Origin of the sequence: Lysobacter cavernae, assembly GCF_042648505.1 — a bacterium.
GTDB lineage: Bacteria > Pseudomonadota > Gammaproteobacteria > Xanthomonadales > Xanthomonadaceae > Lysobacter_L > Lysobacter_L cavernae.
This window is the reverse complement of record NZ_JBHRXK010000002.1, coordinates 549806-570210: the sequence shown is the minus strand read 5'-3', so window position 1 is coordinate 570210 and position 20405 is coordinate 549806. Positions and strand designations below refer to the sequence as shown.

The 20405-nt window shown below is 67.9% G+C and carries 14 protein-coding genes; 10 read left to right on the top strand and 4 right to left on the bottom strand.

All coding sequences use genetic code 11. The features are described 5' to 3' along the window. Positions 1-35 precede the first annotated feature (35 nt). The 3 genes from ACFOLC_RS06875 (at position 36) to ACFOLC_RS06865 (ending at position 2643) form a co-directional block, all read left to right on the top strand. Positions 36-911 (top strand): CHAD domain-containing protein, encoded by an 876-nt coding sequence (locus tag ACFOLC_RS06875; RefSeq protein ID WP_386758473.1) that lies wholly within the window; start codon positions 36-38, stop codon positions 909-911. A 132-nt stretch (positions 912-1043) separates the two neighbouring features. Further along, on the top strand, positions 1044-2249 hold the full coding sequence (locus ACFOLC_RS06870; protein WP_386758472.1) for a DesA family fatty acid desaturase: 1206 nt from the start codon (positions 1044-1046) through the stop codon (positions 2247-2249). 76 nt (positions 2250-2325) lie between these two features. Continuing rightward, positions 2326-2643, top strand: a complete 318-nt coding sequence (locus tag ACFOLC_RS06865; protein ID WP_386758471.1) for a hypothetical protein — start codon at positions 2326-2328, stop codon at positions 2641-2643. A 218-nt stretch (positions 2644-2861) separates the two neighbouring features. Here ACFOLC_RS06865 and ACFOLC_RS06860 read toward each other — a convergent pair whose 3' ends face one another. The 3 genes from ACFOLC_RS06860 to ACFOLC_RS06850 form a co-directional block, all read right to left on the bottom strand. Next, a complete protein-coding gene (locus ACFOLC_RS06860) occupies positions 2862-4256 on the bottom strand; it encodes an amino acid permease (protein ID WP_386758470.1) in 1395 nt (464 codons plus the stop codon). 137 nt (positions 4257-4393) lie between these two features. Then, positions 4394-6061, bottom strand: coding sequence for an MFS transporter (locus ACFOLC_RS06855; RefSeq protein ID WP_386758469.1), 1668 nt, complete (start codon positions 6059-6061; stop codon positions 4394-4396). A gap of 11 nt (positions 6062-6072) precedes the next feature. Further along, positions 6073-7491 carry a DcaP family trimeric outer membrane transporter gene (locus tag ACFOLC_RS06850; protein ID WP_386758468.1) on the bottom strand — a complete coding sequence of 473 codons (1419 nt, stop codon included), beginning with the start codon at positions 7489-7491 and terminating at the stop codon, positions 6073-6075. Positions 7492-7649: 158 nt separating this feature from the next. Here ACFOLC_RS06850 and acs point away from each other — a divergent pair, with 158 nt between their 5' ends. From acs to ACFOLC_RS06815, 7 genes are all read left to right on the top strand, one after another. After that, complete coding sequence (acs, locus tag ACFOLC_RS06845; RefSeq protein ID WP_386758467.1) at positions 7650-9692, top strand: acetate--CoA ligase; 2043 nt, start codon at positions 7650-7652, stop codon at positions 9690-9692. Positions 9693-9879: 187 nt separating this feature from the next. Further along, complete coding sequence (locus ACFOLC_RS06840; RefSeq protein ID WP_386758466.1) at positions 9880-10563, top strand: response regulator transcription factor; 684 nt, start codon at positions 9880-9882, stop codon at positions 10561-10563. A gap of 165 nt (positions 10564-10728) precedes the next feature. Next, a complete protein-coding gene (locus ACFOLC_RS06835; RefSeq protein WP_386758465.1) occupies positions 10729-12177 on the top strand; it encodes an alpha/beta hydrolase in 1449 nt (482 codons plus the stop codon). A gap of 418 nt (positions 12178-12595) precedes the next feature. Continuing rightward, a complete protein-coding gene (locus ACFOLC_RS06830) occupies positions 12596-13069 on the top strand; it encodes a hypothetical protein (RefSeq protein ID WP_386758464.1) in 474 nt (157 codons plus the stop codon). A gap of 541 nt (positions 13070-13610) precedes the next feature. After that, positions 13611-14855, top strand: a complete 1245-nt coding sequence (gene dcm / locus ACFOLC_RS06825; RefSeq protein WP_386758463.1) for a DNA (cytosine-5-)-methyltransferase — start codon at positions 13611-13613, stop codon at positions 14853-14855. Positions 14856-14858: 3 nt separating this feature from the next. Further along, positions 14859-15428, top strand: coding sequence for a very short patch repair endonuclease (locus ACFOLC_RS06820; protein WP_386758462.1), 570 nt, complete (start codon positions 14859-14861; stop codon positions 15426-15428). After that, complete coding sequence (locus ACFOLC_RS06815; RefSeq protein ID WP_386758461.1) at positions 15331-16665, top strand: type II restriction endonuclease; 1335 nt, start codon at positions 15331-15333, stop codon at positions 16663-16665. The genes ACFOLC_RS06820 and ACFOLC_RS06815 overlap by 98 nt, the downstream gene beginning before the upstream one ends. Before the next feature lie 195 nt (positions 16666-16860). Here the strand turns inward: ACFOLC_RS06815 and ACFOLC_RS06810 are convergent, their stop codons facing one another. Beyond that, the gene (locus tag ACFOLC_RS06810; RefSeq protein WP_386758460.1) at positions 16861-20379 is read right to left on the bottom strand and encodes a PAS domain-containing hybrid sensor histidine kinase/response regulator; all 3519 of its coding nucleotides are present in this window, start codon (positions 20377-20379) and stop codon (positions 16861-16863) included. Positions 20380-20405: the final 26 nt, after the last annotated feature.

Sequence of the window (20405 nt, the reverse complement as noted above, 5' to 3'; positions counted from 1 at the left end):
CGTGGGTTGCCCAGAAGGTCGCTTCGGAGCCTGCCGTGAACAAGCGCGCCGAACCAGCACCGGGCCCGGCCCTGCGCGACTACGCCTGCGCCGAACTCGACGCCGCCATCGCCGCGCTTGAGGAGCCGGGCGAGGCGCTGCACGAGGGCGTGCACCGCGCCCGCAAGTCCCTGCGCCGTACCCGCGCGACACTGGCGCTGGGCGACCGCGCGCTCGGGCCGGGCTACGTGCTGCTCGACCGCGAGCTGCATCGGATCAACGACGGCCTGTCGGCTTTGCGCGACGCGCAGGCGCTGGTGGAGACGCTCGAACGCCTGCTGGCGCGCAAGCGCGCGGCGGCGACGCGGCAGCCCCTGCAGCAGGCCCGGGAGGCCGCCGTAGCCGCGCGCGCGGCCTGTGCCGAGGCGGTGCTGGCCGTGGACCCGGCCCTGGACCAACGGCGCGCGTTGTTGGCGGTGCTGCGCGCGGCGGTGCCGGCCCTGGCCTGGGAGCGGCTCACGCCGGCCGCGGTGCGGGTGGCGCTGGCCGACAGCGAGCGGAGCATGCAACGGGCTTGGCGGCGGGTGGCCGCGGGCGGTGAGGACGGTGACGACGAGGGCTGGCACCGCTGGCGCCGGCGCGCGCGGCGGGTGTCGCAGCAGCGTCGCGCGCTGGCGGCGGCCGCCATGCCTGTTGCGACGTTGGCCCGGCCCGACGCCACCGGCGCCCAGCGGTCCGGCTTCGACAAGCGCCTCACCGAGCGGCTCGGCCAGGCCCAGGACCTGACTCTGCTGCTGGAGCACTGCGGCCGCGATTCGCCGTTCAGCCCGGCCGACCGCGCCGCGCTCAAGGCCTACGCCAAGCCCGAGCTGGCGCGCAGCCGCAAGCGCATCGCCGCGGCCGCGGCGGCGCCACCGGGAGATTCAGCTTGACGGCTTGCGCCAGGCCTGAATGACCCCCATCCCAGTCCTGCCGTACCGGCGCGAACGGTGGGGCCGGGGTGGCATCATCCCGCGCAGGACTGGGCCTTGTGCGCCGGTCCGTCTGTGTACTCGGAGTTTGAAATGCCCGCTTCCCTGCTCGACTTCCTCGCCGGCGGCCTGCTGCAGGCCAGCGTCTCCACCCTGGTGATCTATTTCCTGGTGGCGACCCAGCTGACCATCTTCTCGGTCACGCTGTACCTGCACCGCTCGATGGCGCACCGCGCGGTCGACTTCCACCCGGTCCTGGCGCACTTCTTCCGCTTCTGGACCTGGCTGACCACCTCGATGATCACGCGCGAGTGGGCGGCGATCCATCGCAAGCACCACGCCAAGTGCGAGACCGAGGAAGACCCGCACAGCCCGCAGATCAAGGGCATCAAGACCGTGTTCTGGCGCGGCGTCGAGCTGTACCGCGAGGCGCGCGCGCAGCGCGAGGACATCGAGAAGTACGGCAAGGGCTGCCCCGACGACTGGATCGAACGCAAGCTCTACACCCCGCACGCGACGATGGGCCCGGTGCTGCTGCTGTTCATCAGCTTCGCCCTGTTCGGCTTCGTCGGCATCGCGATGTGGGCGATCCAGATGGCGTGGATCCCGTTCTGGGCGGCCGGCGTGGTCAACGGCCTCGGCCACTGGTGGGGCTACCGCAACTTCGAGACCACCGACACCGCCACCAACCTGACGCCGTGGGGCGTGTGGATCGGCGGCGAAGAGCTGCACAACAACCATCACGCGTTCCCGAGCTCGGCCAAGTTCGCGCTGCGCAAGTTCGAGTTCGACATTGGCTGGAGCGCGATCAAGCTGTTCCAGGCGGTCGGCCTGGCCAAGGTGCTGCGCGTGGCGCCGACCCTGGACGTGCGCCCCAACATCGCCATGCCCGACGGCGAGACGCTGAAGGCGCTGCTGGCGATCCGCTTCCAGGCGATGACCGACTACTACCGCAACGTCACCCTGCCGGCGCTGCGCGAAGAGCGGCGCCAGGCCGGCGAGCGCATGCGCGCGCTGCCGCGCAAGCTGCGCCACGGCCTCGCCGACGGCGGCCGCTGGCTCGACGACGACAAGCGCGCGCGCCTGCAGGCGTGGGTGGACGAGAGCCCGCGCATGGCGCAGTTGGCCGACTTCCGTGCGCGCCTGGCGCAGGTGCTCGACGAGCGCTCCAACGACGCCCAGGCGACGCTGCAGAAACTGCATGCCTGGTGCACCGAGGCCGAGGCCAGCGGCATCGCCGCGCTGCAGGCGTTCTCGGCACGCATGAAGGGCTACGCATTGGCGCCGGCGCATGCCTGAGCGCCGGCCGCGCATGTCGGAAAGGTTCTGCCGCAAGCCCACGCCGCAAGGCGTGGGCTTGTTGCTTGTGGGGGGCATGCTCGTGGGCGGCGTGTTCGCGATGGCGCCGGCTGCGGCGCAGGTGGAGGCCACCACCGACTACCTCGCGCGCATCGACGGCGACGGCGACGGCCGTGTCTCGCTGGACGAGTACCAGGCCTGGATGGGCTACGCCTTCGAACGCATGGACGCCGACGGCGACGGCGTGCTGGTGGCGGCAGAGTTGCCCGGCGGTCGTGGCCAGCCGGTCAGCCGGGTCGCGCACCGGCAGACGCTGGCCGAGCGGTTCGCGCTGCAGGACGGCAACCGCGACGGTTTCCTCGACGCCCGCGAACTGGCGGCGCCGCCGCAGTAAACCGCCGCCGGGCGGAGGCAGCCAAAGCCCCTCTCCCCTCGGGGTGAAACCGCATGGCTCTCGCGCCATCGGCGCGCGTGCGGTGGAGCGCCCACGCCGCTGGCGTGGGCCGGGGCGCGAAGCGGGGTTGGGGTGAGGGTACGGCGCTTCGCGCCACCCTTCGGCAAGCTCAGGGCAAGCCTTCTCCCGACGGGAGAAGGAAGCAATCACGGCACGACTCAGCCGCGCGCCCGCCAGCGCCGCACCACCTCGCCGATCGCGGCGATGCCCAGCGTCAGCGCGGTCGTCGACAGCAGCTGCAGGCGCGCCCCGTCGGCGAACAGGGTCAGCGCGAAGATCGTGGCGAGGATCGCCAGGCCCAGCCAGGTCAGGTAGGGGAAGCCCCACATGCGGAACGGCAGCGGCGTGCCGGCGCGGTCCGCGCGCCGGCGCAGGATCAGCTGCGACAGCAGCGAGATCGTCCACACCATCAGGCAGGTCGAGCCGACCAGGTTCAGCAGCACCGGCAGCACCTTCTCCGGGTACCACGACTCCAGCAGCGTGGCGAAGAAGCCGAACGCCACGCACGACAGCACCGCGGCCACCGGCACCCGGCGACGGTTGAGGGCCGCGAGGAAGCGCGGCGCCTCGCCGCGCTGGGCGAGCGAGAAGATCATGCGCGAGGCACCGTAGAGGTTGGCGTTGAGCGCCGACAGCAGCGCGATCACCGCGACCAGGGTGATCGCGGTGGCGGCGCCCGGGATGTTGGCGACCTGCAGCACCGCCGCGAACGGCGAGCGCAGCGCCTCGCTGGTCCACGGCACCACCGCGATGATCACGCTCAGCGAGCCGACGTAGAACACCAGGATGCGCCAGGCCACGGTGCGCACGGCACGGGTGATGCTGCGCCTGGGGTCTTCGGTTTCGGCGGCGGCGACCGCGACGATTTCGGTGCCGCCGAAGGCGAACACCACCACCAGCAGCGCCGCGCCGATCCCGGCCAGGCCCTTGGGCGCGAAGCCGCCGTGCGCGGTGAAGTGCGACAGGCCGGGCGAGGCCACGCCCGGCAGCAGGCCGAGCAGCAGCGCCGCGCCGATGGCGATGAAGGCGAGGATCGCGACCACCTTGAGGATCGCGAACCAGAACTCGAACTCGCCGAAGTTCTTGACCCCCATCAGGTTGATCGCGGTGAACACGACCATGAACCCCAGCGACAGCCCGGCCACCGGCAACGCCGGCCAGACCGTCGCCAACAGCCCGGCGGCGCCGACCGATTCGGCCGCGATCACGATCACCAGTTGCGCCCACCACAGCCAGCCGACGGCGGCGCCGACGGTCGCGCCCATGGCGTCGCTGGCGTAGACCGAGAACGCGCCGCTGGTGGGGTGGGCGGCGGCCATCTCGCCCAGTGCGTGCATGACGATGATCACCAGCGCGCCGGCGACCAGGTACGACACCAGCACCGCCGGCCCTGCCGCCTGCACGCCGACGCCGGAGCCGAGGAACAGGCCGGCGCCGATCGCGCTGCCCAGGCCCATCATGATCAGCTGCCGCGGCTTCATCGCGTGGCCGAGCTGCGGCCGGGCAGTCGGATCCGCGGCGGCGGCAGCCGGCGGGTGTTGGGAATGGGGCATCGTCCAGGCATCCGGGAAAACGGGAGGCCGAACAATACCCTGTCGCCGCCGGTATCTGGCGGCGCGGCCAACCGCGCATGCAACAACGCCGGCACGAGGCCGGCGTTGTTGCTGAAGCGCGACGTGGAGCCTGGTGCTTACTGCGTGATGTCGACGTCCTTGGTCTCGCGCAGGAACAGCGAGCCGATCACGAAGGTCATCAGCGCGATGACGATCGGGTACCACAGGCCGTAGTACATGTTGCCGGTGGCGGCGACCAGGGCGAACGAGATCGTCGGCAGGAAGCCACCGAACCAGCCGTTGCCGATGTGGTACGGCAGCGACATCGAGGTGTAGCGGATGCGGGTCGGGAAAAGCTCGACCAGCCACGCCGCGATCGGGCCGTAGACCATCGTCACGTAGATCACCAGCAGGGTCAGGATCACCAGCACCATCGGCTTGTTGATGCGGGCATCGTCGGCCTTGGCCGGGTAGCCGCCGTCGCTCAACGCGGTCTTGAGCGCGCCGCTGAAGGCCTCGCCATTGCTCTTGGCCACGTCCTTGGCCAGGCCGGTGGCTTCGTAGCTGGGCACCTGCACGCTGCCGACGGCGACGCTGGCGACCGTGCCGGCCGGGGCCGGGTTGACCGTGTACGGCACGCCCGCCTTGGCCAGGGCCGCGGTGGCGATGTCGCACGAGCTGGTGAACTGTTTCTTGCCGACCGGGTCGAACTGGAAGCTGCAGGTCTTCGGATCGGCGGTGACCACGGCCGGGGCGCTGGCGCTGGCCTCGGCAATCGCCGGGTTGGCGTAGTGGGTCAGCGCCTTGAACAGCGGGAAGTAGGTCAGCGCGGCGATCAGGCAGCCGGCCATGACGATCTTCTTGCGGCCGATCTTGTCCGACAGCCAACCAAAGAACACGAAGAACGGCGTGCCGATCGCCAGCGCGCCGCCGATCAGCAGCCAGGTGGTGGTGGCGTCGACCTTCAGCGACTGGGTCAGGAAGTACATCGCGTAGAACTGGCCGGCGTACCAGACCACGGCCTGGCCGGCGGTGGCGCCGAGCAGGGCGAGCAGCACGATCTTGCCGTTCTTGGAGAAGAAGCTCTCGGTCAGCGGCGCCTTGGAGGTCTTGCCCTCGGCCTTCATCTGCTGGAACAGCGGCGACTCGGACAGCTGCATGCGGATCCACACCGACACGCCGAGCAGGATGATCGACAGCAGGAACGGAATGCGCCAGCCCCAGGCCTCGAACGCCTCGACGCCGATCGATTCGCGCACGCCCAGGATCACGATCAGCGACAGCAGCAGGCCGACCGTCGCGGTGGTCTGGATGAAGCTGGTGTACAGGCCGCGTTTGCCGTTGGGGGCGTGTTCGGCCACGTAGGTCGCCGCACCGCCGTACTCGCCGCCCAGGGCCAGACCCTGCAACATGCGCAACACGATCAGGATGATCGGCGCGGTGATGCCGATGCTGGCGTAACTGGGCAGGATGCCGACCAGGAAGGTCGAGATGCCCATGATCACGATGGTGACCAGGAACGTGTACTTGCGGCCGATCATGTCGCCGATGCGGCCGAACACGATCGCGCCGAACGGACGCACGGCGAAGCCGGCGGCGAAGGCGAGCAGGGCGAAGATGAAGCCGGTGGTCTCGTTGACGCCGCTGAAGAACTGCTTGGCGATGATCGCCGCGAGCGAGCCGTACAGGTAGAAGTCGTACCACTCGAACACGGTGCCCAGGCTGGACGCGAAGATGACCTTCTTGTGGCCTTGGGTCAGTGGGGCGGCGCCTGCTTTGCCGGCGGAGGCGGAGATGCTGGACATGGTTGTCGTCCTCAGAAGCTGTACTTGACGTGGGTCTGCAGGCGATTGAGATCGCCGCGGTCGCCGGTTTCGAGTTCACGCTGGCCCCAGATCAGCTCGGCACCCAGGTCGAGCTTGGGCAGCGGCGTGTAGATCAGGTTGACGTGGGCGGATTGCGCGGCACGGGTGATGCCCAGGCCGGTCAGCGCGGTGTCGTTGTCGTACTGCGCGCGCGAGTAGAACAGGTTGGTGCGCAGCTTCGGGCTGAACACGTGGCGCCAGCCGACGAAACCGCTGATCAGGTCGATGTTTTCCAGATCACCGGTCGAATCGAGCACGGCGTCGTTGTTGAGCGCCAGGCCGACGTAACGGCCGATGCCGCTGCCGCCGGTGAGCATGTAGCGGATGTCGTCGTTCTTGCCGAGGTTGAACTTGCCCGACACGCTCAGGCCGTAGCCGGTGTTGTCGGAGTCGAGGTTGGCCGGGCCGTTCTGGTACTTGAGCTGGCGCACCAGGCCGGCGACGCCGAAGTGGCCCCAGTCGCCCTTGGTGGTGTAGCGCGCGGTGAAGTCGGGCATCACGCCGTCGTCGCCGGCGACCTGCGCCATGTTGCCCAGGTACGGCGTGTACACCGTCTCCGGGTTTTCCATCGAGAACGACCACGGGCCGTTGGTGTAGCGGATCTGCGCCTGGCGCACGAACACCGTGCCTTCGGTCGGGCCGAGGAAGTCGACCGTGTCCGGCAGCGCCGCGGTGTCCTGGAAGTTGCTCCAGGTCTGGCCGGCCAGCCAGTTGTTCCACTGCACGTAGGCCTGGCGCAGGGTCAGCGCGTAGGTGTTGGTGGACACCTCGTTGCCGGTGAAAGCGGTGCTGCCGCCACCGTACAGGTCGAATTCCAGGTAGGCCTTGAGCTTGTCGCCGCTGTCCAGGTCGGTGTCGGCACCGAACCAGAAGCGCGAGAAGTTCGCGCCCATGTCGGTGTCGGCGCCGTCCTCGTTGGTGCGGCCACCGCCGACCGGAATCGCCTTGGGCACGTAGAACAGGCGGCCGACCGTGCCGTCGGCGATGTCGCCGTCGTTGGTCTGCGTGACCGAGGCATCGAGCTTGATGAAGCCGCCGTAGCTGAAGCGCGTGCCGGGGTTGGCCGTGGCCATGATCGGTGCGCTCTGGATGGTCGGCTTGCCGGCGGCGACAGGTGCGGTGGCGGCGGCGGGTGCGACCGCCTGCGCGGTCTTCACTTCACTGATGGCGGTTTGTTGCTGTTGCTGCTGCGACACCAGCTGCTGGACCATGGCCTCGAGCTGGGCGACGCGCGCCTCCAGCTCTTTCTCTTTCGCGGTCTGCGCGAACGCCATCCCCGGTAACGCCAGTGCAACCAGCAACGCGGCCGCGAGCGGGCGGCGACGGATCGTCGCGGCCGGGCTCGTCGGCGATGCAATGCCTGCGGACATGATTCCCTCCCAAAGGAACGCCGCACCCAATGCACGGCTGCGGCCAGCCTGCGGTGGCATCGCGCTGCACAACCATTCCCCATTGGTCGTAAGTGCGGCGGGACGGGGGGCGCTTACGACCATCGTCTAAAGCCGGCCCAATCGGGCTTTAACAGTGGATGCGTCACACTGGGCGGCCGGATCGCAGTGCGCGGCCGGAGCATCCACGACCCCCCGCTACACCGAAGACCCGTTGCCCGGAGCGCGCCATGAACCACCCCGCCACCGTCTACCCGATCGATGCGGATTTCGCCGCCCAGGCGCGGATCACCCGCGAGCAGTACGAGCGCCTGTACGCGCAGTCGGTGGCCGACCCGGACGGCTTCTGGGGTCGCATCGCGCAGCGGCTGGACTGGTTCGTCCAGCCGACCCGGATCAAGGACGTCAGCTTCGCCCTCGACGACTTCCACATCCGCTGGTACGCCGACGGCGAGCTCAATGCCAGCGTCAATTGCCTCGATCGCCACCTGGCCACGCGCGGTGACAAGACCGCTTTGATCTTCGAGCCCGACGATCCGGCGCAGCCGGCCCAGCACATCAGCTACCGCGATCTGTATGAGCGCGTGTGCCGGCTCGCCAACGCACTGCGCGCGCTGGGCGTGCGCAAGGGCGACCGCGTCACCCTGTACCTGCCGATGATCCCCGAGGCCGTGGTCGCGATGCTGGCCTGCGCCCGTGTCGGCGCGATCCACTCGGTGGTGTTCGGTGGCTTTGCTCCCAACTCGATCGCCGACCGCGTCGCCGACTGCGGCAGCAAGCTGATCATCACCGCCGACGAAGGCCTGCGCGGCGGCAAGAAGATCCCGCTCAAGGCCAATGTCGACGCGGCGTTGAAGTTGCCCGGCACCAACAGCGTCGAGACCGTGCTGGTGGTGCGCCACACCCACGCCGCGGTCGACATGCAGATGCCGCGCGACCGCTGGTACGACGCCGTGGTCGACGGCCAGCCCAGCGAGTGCGCGCCCGAGCGCATGAACGCCGAGGACCCGCTGTTCATCCTCTACACCTCCGGCAGCACCGGCAAGCCCAAGGGCGTGCTGCACACCACCGGCGGTTACCTGACCTACGCCAGCTATACCCACGAGGTCGTGTTCGACCTGCGCGAGGACGACATCTACTGGTGCACCGCCGACGTCGGCTGGGTCACCGGGCACAGCTACATCGTCTACGGCCCGCTGGCCAATGGCGCGACCGCGCTGGTGTTCGAAGGCGTGCCCAACTACCCCAGCGTGTCGCGTTTCTGGGAAGTGATCGACAAGCACCAGGTCACGATCTTCTACACCGCGCCGACCGCGATCCGCGCGCTGATGCGCGACGGCGACGAGCCGGTCACGCGGACCTCGCGCCAGTCGCTGCGCCTGCTCGGCACGGTCGGCGAGCCGATCAATCCCGAAGCCTGGCGCTGGTACTACGAGGTCGTCGGCGACTCGCGTTGCCCGGTGGTCGACACCTGGTGGCAGACCGAGACCGGCGGCATCCTGATCAGCCCGCTGGCCGGCGCGATCGACCTCAAGCCCGGCTCGGCGACAAAACCATTTTTCGGCGTGCAGCCGGCGCTGGTCGACGCCAACGGCCACGTCCTCGAAGGCGAGGCCGAGGGCAACCTGGTCCTGCTCGATTCGTGGCCGGGGCAGATGCGCACGGTCTACGGCGACCACGAGCGCTTCATCGACACCTACTTCCGCACCTACCCGGGCAGCTACTTCACCGGCGACGGCTGTCGCCGCGATGCCGACGGTTACTACTGGATCACCGGCCGCGTCGACGACGTCATCAACGTCAGCGGCCACCGCATCGGCACGGCCGAAGTGGAAAGCGCGCTGGTCTCGCACCCGAAGGTGGCCGAGGCGGCGGTGGTCGGCTTCCCGCACGACCTCAAGGGCCAGGGCATCTACGCCTACGTGACCCTGATCGCCGGCGAAGTGGCGAGCGACGAGCTGCGCAAGGAACTGGTCGTGCACGTGCGCGCCGAGATCGGCCCGATCGCCACGCCCGACCATCTGCAGTGGGCACCGGGCCTGCCGAAGACGCGCAGCGGCAAGATCATGCGCCGCATCCTGCGCAAGATCGCCGAGAACGCACCGGACCAGCTCGGCGACACCTCGACGCTGGCCGATCCATCGGTGGTCGATTCGTTGGTGAAGGAGCGGCGCGTACCGTGACCTGTGCCTTTTGACCGTCATTCCCGCGAAGGCGGGGTCTTTTGGGCCGCCGAACGGCGGCACTCTCCATGGACTTTGACTTTGCTGTTCTTCCAGTTACACAGCGGACACCTGCAGTAAGGTGTCCAGAAGCAACGTCCTTGGATTCCCGCTTGCGCGGGAATGACGAGCAGAAGCGATCCCCCACATGCCGACCCCGCCCGCTCCCGTCATCATCGTCGCCGACGACCACCCGCTGTTCCGCGAAGCCCTGCGCGGCGCGGTCGCGCGCGTGCTGCCGGATGCGCGCCTGCGCGAGGCCGACAGCGTCGACGCGCTGTACGCGCTGATCGACAGCGAGCCCGACGTCGACCTGCTGCTGCTCGACCTCAACATGCCCGGCGCGCAGGGCTTCAGCGCGCTGGTGCACCTGCGTGCGCTGCACCCGCAGTTGCCGGTCGTGGTGGTGTCGGCGCGCGAGGAGCCGGCGGTGATGCGGCGCGCGCTCGACCACGGCGCGGTCGGTTTCATTCCCAAGTCCGCCGATGCGGCGACGCTCGGCGAGGCGATCACGCGCGTGCTCGACGGCGACCGCTGGGCGCCAGCGGCGGCACTGTCGGCGCCGGCCGCGCACGCCGACGAGCACGACGCCGCGCAACGCCTGCGCGACCTCACCCCGCAGCAGTTCCGGGTGCTGCAGATGCTCGGCGCCGGCCTGCTCAACAAGCAGATCGGCTACGAGCTGGGCGTGTCCGAAGCCACGGTCAAGGCGCATGTCACCGCGATCCTGCGCAAGCTCGGCGCCAACAACCGCACCCAGGCCGTGCTGATCGCCGGCCGCCTCGCACTCGACCCCAGCGCGATCGTGCCGCCGCCGGAAGAAGCGGAGTAGCGAGGTCCAGCGCCGCGCCATCGTTCGCGCATGCGACGATGGACCACATCGGTCACAGCATGGGCAGGGCGCATGACGGCAACTCCCGAGGGTGAGGATGGGGTCTCGCGACCCACAGATGGTGATGAGCCTCTTCGTCGCCAGACCCGTGCCTTCTTGCGGCGCATGGCGGCCGCTGTCGACAAGGTGGTCCGCAAGGGCGCAACGGCCGTGGCGCTGGCGGTGCTCATGCTGGTGGGCATTCGCGCCTGGCAGGCGACGCAGGGCCCGCCGTTGCAGCCATGGCACACGATCGTGCCCACCGAGCTGCCCGCGGATGCCATCGCCCGTGGCGATTGGCCGGCCTATGTCACGGCGGAAAACAAACTGTTCGAGCAGCTCCATCGCGACATGCAAAGCCAACTGCAACCGGGCGATCGCACGCCGCTGAACCGTTACCACGATGCCAGCCTCACTTCGCCGGCGGCGTTCGGCCGCGACTGGAACCGCTCCTTCGTGCTCGAGCCCGCGGGCGCAGCCCTGGGCGTGGCGGTGCTGCTGCACGGCCTGACCGACGCCCCGTACAGCATGCGCAGCCTGGCCGAGCTGTATCGGCAGCGTGGCTTCATTGCCATCGTGCCGCGCCTGCCCGGGCATGGCACCGTGCCCGCCGCGCTCACGCAGCAAGGTCGCAAGGAATGGTATGCGGCGGTCGAGATGGCCATGGCCGCGGCGCGTGCTCGCGCCGGCGGCGGTTTGCCGGTCCACCTGGTGGGGTACTCGAACGGCGCCGCCTTGGCATTGCGGCACGTGATGGGGCGCATCGAACGCGGCGCACCCAACGACGTCGACCGCATCGTCCTGCTGTCGCCGATGATCGAGGTCAATCGCTTTGCCCGCTATGCCGGCCTGGCGGGCCTGCCGGCGATGCTCAGCCGTTACGCCAAGTCCGCCTGGCTGGACGTGCTGCCGGAATACAACCCCTTCAAGTACAACTCGTTTCCGGTGCGCGCGGCGCGCGAATCGTATCTGGTGACCGCCGACCTGCACGCTGCAATAGAAGCAGTGGAACGGCAGCGGCGCATGGGCCGCGTGCCACCGATTCTGGCGTTCCAGTCGGTGGTCGACGACACCGTCAGTGCGCATGGCGTGATGACACGGCTGTTCGACAAGCTGGCGGCCAACGGCAGTGAATTGATCCTGTTCGATGTCAATCGCACGCGGGCCATCGCGCCGATGTTGCGCCCGGCCGCAAGCGGCTGGTCGCGCACGGCGTTGCAGGCCGCGCCGCGCCGCTACACGCTCACCGTGGTCGGCACGGCGTCGGAAGGCGACGCGGCGGCAGTGGCGCGATCACGGCCTGCAGGTGGCAGCGCGCTGCAGGCGCAGGCCACCGGGCTGCGTTACCCGGCCGATGTGTACTCGCTGTCGCATATCGCGCTGCCGTTTGCGGACGACGACCCGCTTTACGGCCATCGCCCATCGGGACGCAGGACCGTGCAGCTGGGCGCGATTGCGGTGCGTGGCGAGCGCAATGCCCTGGTGGTGTCACAGGACAGCCTGAGCCGGCTCAGTTACAACCCGTTCCATGCCTACATGGCCGCGCGCATCGCGACGGAAATCCGCGGCCAATGACGCGTCGTTGCATGCGCGCTTGATTGAACCACTGCGCAGCTCTGTTGAATCCACAGCTCGAACATCCGGCAAGAACGGATATGCCGCAACGCGCAGGCCTAAACCCGTACCGTCTGCCGCTGCGCCACCAGGAACGTCCGCAGCGAGGCCGGCTTGATCGGCTTGGTCAGCTTCGTAGGGCGGGTTCAACCCGCCAGCACTTTCAACCCGCCGTCATGCCACCGGACGCCGGAGTGGCGGGTTGAAGCCCGCCCTGCCGCTGGCACGCCGCCCGCGCCGCTGCCACACTCGGCCCCGCTCCCTCGCCGACCTGTCGGCCTTGCAGCACCCGCCCGCACGGAACGCGGCGGAGCATGGACCGTCCGGCCCAGCCTTTGTCGGCATGCCCGGACTCGCAAAAGGAACGTAAGGAAACGTCATGCAGAACCTGATTTCATTGAACCTCTCGGCGCAGGACCTGGCCGACATGGACGGCGCACTGGGCACGCTGCGCCGGGTGATGGCGCCGATGCTGGTGCTGCAGCCCGAGCAGCGGATCGAACTGAAGAAGATGGGCCCCAAGTCGCGCGCCTTCTGCGACCTGGCCCTGACCATGCTCGAGAGCAACCCGCAAATGGTGCCGCCCAACCTGGGCCTGGCCGAGGCACTGGCCGACCGCACCGCACTCGACCAGCTGCGGCCGCGCCTGGCACAGCTGCGCCAGCTGGTGGAAACCGCCGACGACACCGAGATGGCGCTGGGCAGCGACATCATGTCGATCGCGCTGGAGGGCTACCGCCTGCTCGAGGTCTCGGGCAAGGGTGAAGCGCTGAAGAGCGCCCGCAAGGAGCTGTCGGGCCGCTTCGCCCGCAGCCGCCGCGCCGAGCAGCCCGAGCCCGAACCGGCCGGCTGATCCGCCGCGGCAGCCGCCTCGTGCATCCCGCGCGGCGGTGAGCGAAGACCCAGCCCGGCGGGCGAGGCAGCCGCCTCGTCCGCCGGGTTTTTGTTGCCCGGCGATGGCTGCGGCGAGGCGGGTGTCGCCCCTTTGGGGCGGTGGGCTCGAACGTCGTAGTCTTGAGCTCGACGGGACGGGCGTGGTGGGTCGAAGCCCCGAGCTTCGAACGCCACCGCTGGACCCTTTGGGGTCTAAGTCCGGAGCTTCAGGCTCCACCGATGGACCCTCCGGGGTCGAAGCCCGGAGCTTCGGGCTCCACGGTTGGACCCTTTGGGGTCGAAGCCCCGAGCTTGAGGCTCCAGCGTTGGCCCTCCGGGGCAGCGCTCGGAGCTTCGGGGCTTCGCCTTTCGACCTCGATAGCCTCAACCGGCCAGCCGGTCACCGAAGTTGTCCACAGCCAGTCGCAGGCGGTGAGCGCCATCCGCGATCTCATGGCGTGTTCCTCTTCCCCCACGGGACGAAAACGGACAAGCTGCCCCCATATTTCCTGGAGCTACAAATGGATACACATGCCCTGATCGACTACGCACTCCAGCGATACAGCCCCCGCGAGGTTGCGATGGCGCTTGGCGTGGATGCACGGACGGTTCGTCGATGGCATACGCGCGAAAGCGATCCGCCGCCTTACGTCAGCGATGCCATCCGGCAGCGGCTTCTTCCTTTGCAGGGCTTGGAGAACGACGCTCCTGCAGACTTCACATTCATCGACCTCTTCGCCGGCATCGGCGGCATGCGAATCGCGTTCGAAAAGCAGGGTGGACGCTGTGTCTTCACCAGCGAATGGGATGCCTACGCCCGCAAGACGTACGCGGCGAACTTCCATGACGGCCCCAATCATGTGTTCGCAGGCGACATCACCACCGTGCACGAAAAGGACGTGCCCGACCATGATGTGCTGCTCGCGGGCTTTCCGTGCCAGCCGTTCTCCATTGCTGGCGTATCAAAGAAGAACGCGCTTGGCCGGCCGCACGGTTTCGCCGACAAGACGCAGGGTACCCTGTTCTTCGATGTCGCCAGGATCATTGCAGAGAAGCGCCCAAAAGCCTTCCTGCTGGAAAACGTGAAGAACCTCGTCAGCCACGACAAGGGCCGCACGTTCGCGACCATAACGGACGTATTGCGCAACGAGCTCGGCTATCACGTCATGACGAAGGTCATCAACGGCAAGCACTTCGTTCCTCAGCATCGCGAGCGCATTATCATTGTTGGGTTTCGCGATTACGTCGGGTTCGACTGGAATGACCTCAAACTGCCCGATTTCGAAGCGGCACCGAAGCTGTCTAGCATCCTGCACAAGCAGGATGGAACGGATCCTTCAGAATGGAATTTTCTGGAAGGAGCGAACGGCAGGGTTTCCGCCGCCTATACCCTCTCCGACAAGTTATGGGCTTACCTGCAGAACTACGCGACGAAGCACCGCGAGAAGGGCAACGGCTTTGGCTTCGGCTTGGTGACCGCCAAGGACACTGCGAGAACGCTATCGGCCCGTTACTACAAGGACGGTTCTGAGATCCTAATATCACAGGGATCGAAGAAGAATCCACGCCGCCTAACGCCACGCGAATGCGCACGACTGATGGGATTCGATGACTCCTTCAGAATTCCGGTCTCCGATACTCGTTCCTATAAACAGTTCGGGAATTCCGTTGTGGTGCCGGTGATTGCCGAAGTCGCGCGCGTCATGGCGCCCTTCATCAAAGCGGAATCCACCGTGCCCGGAAAGCGCGCGAAGAAAGCCGCCTAAGCATTGGTCGACATCCTCACCCCCGAGCAGCGGTCCGCGCAGATGTCGCGGATACGCGGGTCTGATACGAAACTGGAACTACTCGTGCGTAGGGCGCTCCACGCGAGAGGGTTCCGCTATCGACTTGGCGGAGCCGGTCTGCCGGGGCGTCCAGATCTGGTGTTGCCGCGATACAGGATGGTGGTTTTCGTTCATGGCTGCTTCTGGCACGGGCACGCCTGTCCGCTTTTCCGCCTGCCAAAGACCCGGCCTGAGTTCTGGCGGGACAAGATCGAGTCGAATCAGAGCCGGGATGAACGCGTACTCGCGCAACTTGCCGAGATGGGGTGGCGCGCATGTGTGATCTGGGAATGTTCACTCAGGGGGGTTACCGAATCTGATCGCGCGACCATCTTTGATGGGCTGTCCAGCCAGATACGTTCCAACGAAGTGCGAATTCCAGACACCTTGAAAAATCGACCCGGCAGGATGACGAATGAAGCACGACGAACCCGAAGAGTCCATTTGGTCAAAGCTCGAGGAGCTTGCGGCGCAAAGCAGCGCGATGTTCCTGAAGAAACTTTCGCGGAATGATACGTCCTGGGCTGACGATTCCGGTAAGCATCAAGCAGGGTTCTACATTCCGAGGGAAGTTCGCGAGTCCGGCTTCTTTCCACCGCTGTCCGCAACCAACCTGGACAAGCCTCACATCTACTTCTCGCCATGTATTTCGTTCTGGCCGCAAACCGGCGAGATCAAGACGTCCGGCATGCGGCACTACAGCAACAAAGGTCCTGAGACCCACTTCACCGTGGTGCCACACGATCTGTTCGCTGGACTCAGTCCCGCATCACTGCTGCTTGCTGGTCGACTGCGTGAGCCGTTGCAGGACGCATCCCACTGGTTCGTGGTCATCGATTCGACCAGTGAGGATGCAGAGATCCTCGAAACGACGCTGAACATATCGTCAGACTTTCATTTCGGTCTCTTCGATCCGGCAATGCTGGCGACCGCAAGGGACCTGGCGGCGGACGAGGCGGCGCTGCTCATCGACCAGCTTCACCATGCGATCCGCATCGGAAATCTGGATGAATTCATCCAGTCCGTTTCGCGCCTGCCGGCACCAGCGGAAATCGCCGCGGAAGCCCAGCAGGCATATTTCGCATCGACTGGAACTCCGAGTCTCGATCCCTACCGGCTGGCCGCACCGGGCGACGCGATCATGCGGATCAGTCGCGATATCGAGTACGAAATATTCAAACGCCACGAGTTGCGACGGCGCGCATCAGAGGTCGTGAATTTACTTATCCGTGAGCCGGACATGATCACCGCCGTGGTGCGCGGATTCCCGTTGCTGGATGCGGTCTTTCTCAGCGCGAGCCAGCAGCGCAAGACGCGGGCCGGGCGCTCGTTTGAGTTTCATTTGGCCACAATCCTGAAAGACGGCCGTATCCGATTTCAGGAGCAGGCCGTTCTTGGAGGGCGTCGTCCCGACTTCGTGCTTCCGGACAAGCGCACGCTCACGTTGGGCGAATCGCGCCCATTCATAGAATCACTCGTCCTGTCCGCGAAGACAACTCTGAGAGAACGCTGGAAACAGCTCACGCATGAGCGCTTCAACTGCGCGATCTTCCTGGCCACGGTCGATGATCGCGTATCGAGCCAGTCTCTGGACGAAATGCAGGCCGAAGGCATTGGCCTGGTGGTTCCGGAGTCGCTAAAGGCAAGCAAGGAAACGTTCTATTCGACACACTCGAACGTGATGTCATTCCGGCAGTTCTTCGAGGACGAGATCGGTCGAACCCGGCCGTTCCTACGCGTAGCCCATTAGTTATGGCGTTCTTGCTGGAGCCCGACGCAATCCATGGGCTGGCCCAGCCAAGCGAATACCCAGCGAGTGACGGCGTGCGCCCCCCCTTGAAAAAGGGGGGGCTTTGCTGTTGTTATTTGCCAGAGCAACCGCAAAAGCAAACCCTCCCCGACCCTCCTTCCTTTTCCAAAGGAGGGAGACAAGCAAAGGGCATGGCTAAACCTGCACCACCTGCCGCTGCGCCGCCAGGAACGCGCGCAGCGAGGCCGGCTTGATCGGCTTGGTCAGCACGCGGCAGCCGTGCTCGCGTGCGGCCAGCTTGAGCGCGTCGCTGCCGTCGCCGGTCAGCAAGGCCGCCGGCAGGTTGCGGCCGCTGTGCGCGCGCAGTGCGGCGATCACGCCGAGGCCGTCGAGGCGGTCGTGCAGGTGGTAGTCGACGAGCACGACATCGATCGGGGCGGCATCGGGTTGCCCGCCCAGCAGCGCCAGTGCCTCGTCGGCATTGGCCGCGGTCAATGCGGTCACGCCCCAGCGCTGCAGCAGGGTGCGCATGCCATCGAGGATCTCGCGGTCGTTGTCGACGCACAGCACGTGCAGGCCGGCCAGCGCATCGCCGCCGGCCACCAGCTGCGGCTCCGGTAGCGGCGCCGCGTAGATCGCGCGGCCGAACGGCACCGTGATCGAGAACACGCTGCCGACGTTGACGCGTGAGCGCACGCGCAACGGGTGGTCGAGCGTGCGCGCGATGCGCTGGCAGATCGACAGGCCCAGGCCGAGGCCACGCTCGCCGCCGACGCCGGGCTGCTCGAAGCGACGGAACTCGTCGAAGATCTGCGCCAGGTGGTGCTCGGACACGCCCGGACCGGTGTCCCAGACCTGCAGCTCGACCGCGCCTTCGCGCACGCGCGCGGCGATCAGCACGCCACCGGTGCGGGTGTAGCGCAGCGCGTTGGCTAGGAAGTTCTGCAGCGCGCGCCGCAGCAGGCGGCGGTCGCTGCGCACCGGTCGCGGCCGCTCCGGCGCGCGCACGCGCAGTTGCAGCCCACGCCCGGCTGCCACCGGTGCGTACTGCGCGACCAGCTCGCGCAGCAGCTCGTTGACGTCGAAGTCGGTGATGTCGATGCGCAGCGCGCCGGCGTCCAGGCGCGAGATGTCGAGCAGGCCGTCGAGCAGGTCCTCGGCCGCGCGCAGCGAGGCGTCGACGCGTTCGGCCAGGCGTGCCTGCTCGGCCGCGTCGTTGCCCTCGCGCAGCGCCGAGGCGAACAGCCGCGCCGCGTTCAACGGTTGCAGCACGTCATGGCTGATCGCGGCGAGGAAGCGCGTCTTCGACTGCTGCGCGGCCTCGGCCTCGCGCGTGCGCTGCTCGACGCGCTGCTCCAGCGTCTCGTTGATCTCGAGCAGCTCCTGCTCGGCGCGCTTGTAGTCGGTGACGTCGCTGTAGGTGGTGACGTAGCCGCCCGGCAGCGGCCGGCCGCGCATCTCGATGACCTGGCCGTTGGCGCGCACGCGCTCGAACACGTGCGGCGCGCCGGCGCGCAGGTGGGCCAGGCGCCGCCGCACCTGCTCGTTGATCGTGCTTTCGGTCAGTGGCCCTTCGTTGAGCGAACCGGCGCCCATCTCGCCGCGCTCGGCGTTCCAGCGGATCAGGTCGCTGACCGGGCGACCGACGTAGAGCATGCCGTCTGGGTAGTCGAACAACTCCTGGTAGCGGCGGTTCCACGCCACCAGGCGCATCTGCGCATCGACCACGCTGACGCCCTGGCTGATGTTCTCCAGCGTCGTCGACAGGATCTGGCGGTTGAAGCGCAGCTCCTGGTTGGCCTCGTCGAGCAGCGCGACCACCTCGCCCAGCTCCATGCCCGAGCCGCGCAGCGCCGTGGTCAGGGTCAGGCGCGCCGAGGCGGCGCCGATCGCCGAGGCCAGCAGGCGTTCGGTGAACTGCGCCAGCGCGCGGTCGGCCGGTTGCTCGGGTTGCCAGGCGCGGCCCTGTTGCTGCGCGTAGTCCTCGAACGCACGACGCGCATGGCGCTCGCCGACGATACGCTCGGCCAGTGCCAGCAGTTCGCCGCCGCGCACGCTGCCGGCCCAGCCGCCGGGACCGAGCGCGGGCCGCTGCACGTACGGGTCGAGGTAGGGTGCGGCCAGCAATTGCTCCTGCAGGCGCGGCCGCTGCCGCACCGACACGAACAGAAACACGCCGACGTTGAACAGCAGCGACCAGAACACGCCGTGGGTCAGCGAGTCCCAACCCTGCAGGCCGAACAACTGCTCCGGCTGCAGCCACGTCACGCCCAGTGGGCCGTGCTCGACCCAGCCGGTGTCGAACCAGCCGCCGCGCGCCAGCGCCGGCAGCAGCAGCGTGTACAGCCACAGCACGGTGCCGGCGAACAGGCCGGCAAACGCACCGGACCGGCTGGCGCCGCGCCAGTACAGGCCGCCGATCAGCGCCGGCGCGAACTGCGCGACCGCGGCGAACGCGAGCAGGCCGTGCTGGGCCAGCGTGTCCTCGCCGGCCTGGCCGTAGTAGGCCGAGCCGCGGTGGTAGGCGTAGGCCATCATCGCCAGGGCGACGATGGTGGCGCGGCGCACCCACAGGATCTGCTTGTCGATGCCCAGACTGTCGGGCGGCGCGCGCTCGTGCAGGACGCCGCCGCGCAACAGCAGCGGCATGACCAGGTCGTTGCTGACCATGGTCGCCAGCGCGACGCTGGCGACGATCACCATGCCGGTCGCGGCGGAGAAACCGCCGATGTAGACGATCAACGCCAGCGTTTCCTGCTTCAGCGCCAGCGGCAGCGCCAGCACGTAGGTGTCGGGCGAGACCGCGCTGCCGGCGAACAGGCTCTGCCCGGCCAGTGTGATCGGCACCACCAGCAGCGAGATCAGCACCAGGTAGCCGCCAAACAACCAACGCGCCGAGCGCAGGTCGCCGGCGTCCTGGCACTCGACCACGGCGACGTGGAACTGGCGCGGCAGGCACACGATCGCGGTGAACGCGAGCAGGGTCTGGGCGACGAAGCCGGCCGGCAGTCCGGGTGCGGTGACGACGTTGGCGGCCTGCACCATCCGCGCCGGCAGCGTGCCGGTGCCGGGCAGGTGCAGCAGGGCGAACACGCCGATCGCGACGAAGGCGAGCAGCTTGACCAGCGATTCCAGCGCCACCGCCAGCACCATGCCGCGGTGGTGCTCGGTGGCGTCGATCTGGCGGGTGCCGAACAGGATCGCGAACACCGCCAGCAGCAGCGCCACGTAGAACGCCGGGTCGGCGAGCAGGCCGGCGTCGCTGGGCACGTCGGCCAGCACTTCCACGCTCATCGCCACCGCCTTGAACTGCAGCGCGACGTACGGCACCGCCGCGGTCAGTGCCACCGCCGCGACCAGCGCCGCCAGCCCGGGGGCGCGGCCGTAGCGCGAGGACAGGAAGTCGGCGATCGAGACGATGCGGTGTTCGCCGGAGATCAGCACCAGTCGCTCGATGATGCGCCAGCCGAACGCCAGCATCAGCAGTGGGCCGAGATAGATCGGCAGAAAGCCCAGGCCGGTGCGTGCGGCGGTGCCGACCGCGCCGTAGAACGTCCACGATGAGCAGTACACCGCCAGCGCCAGCGAGTAGACGGCCGGCCGCAGCCAGCGCGCCTTGGGCGTGGTTTCGCGCTGGTCGCCGTAGTAGGCGACCGTGAACAGCACGCCGACGTAGCCCGCCGACACCAGCAGCAATATCCAGCCGGGAATCACCCGTGCCCGCCTCCTCAACCGATCCG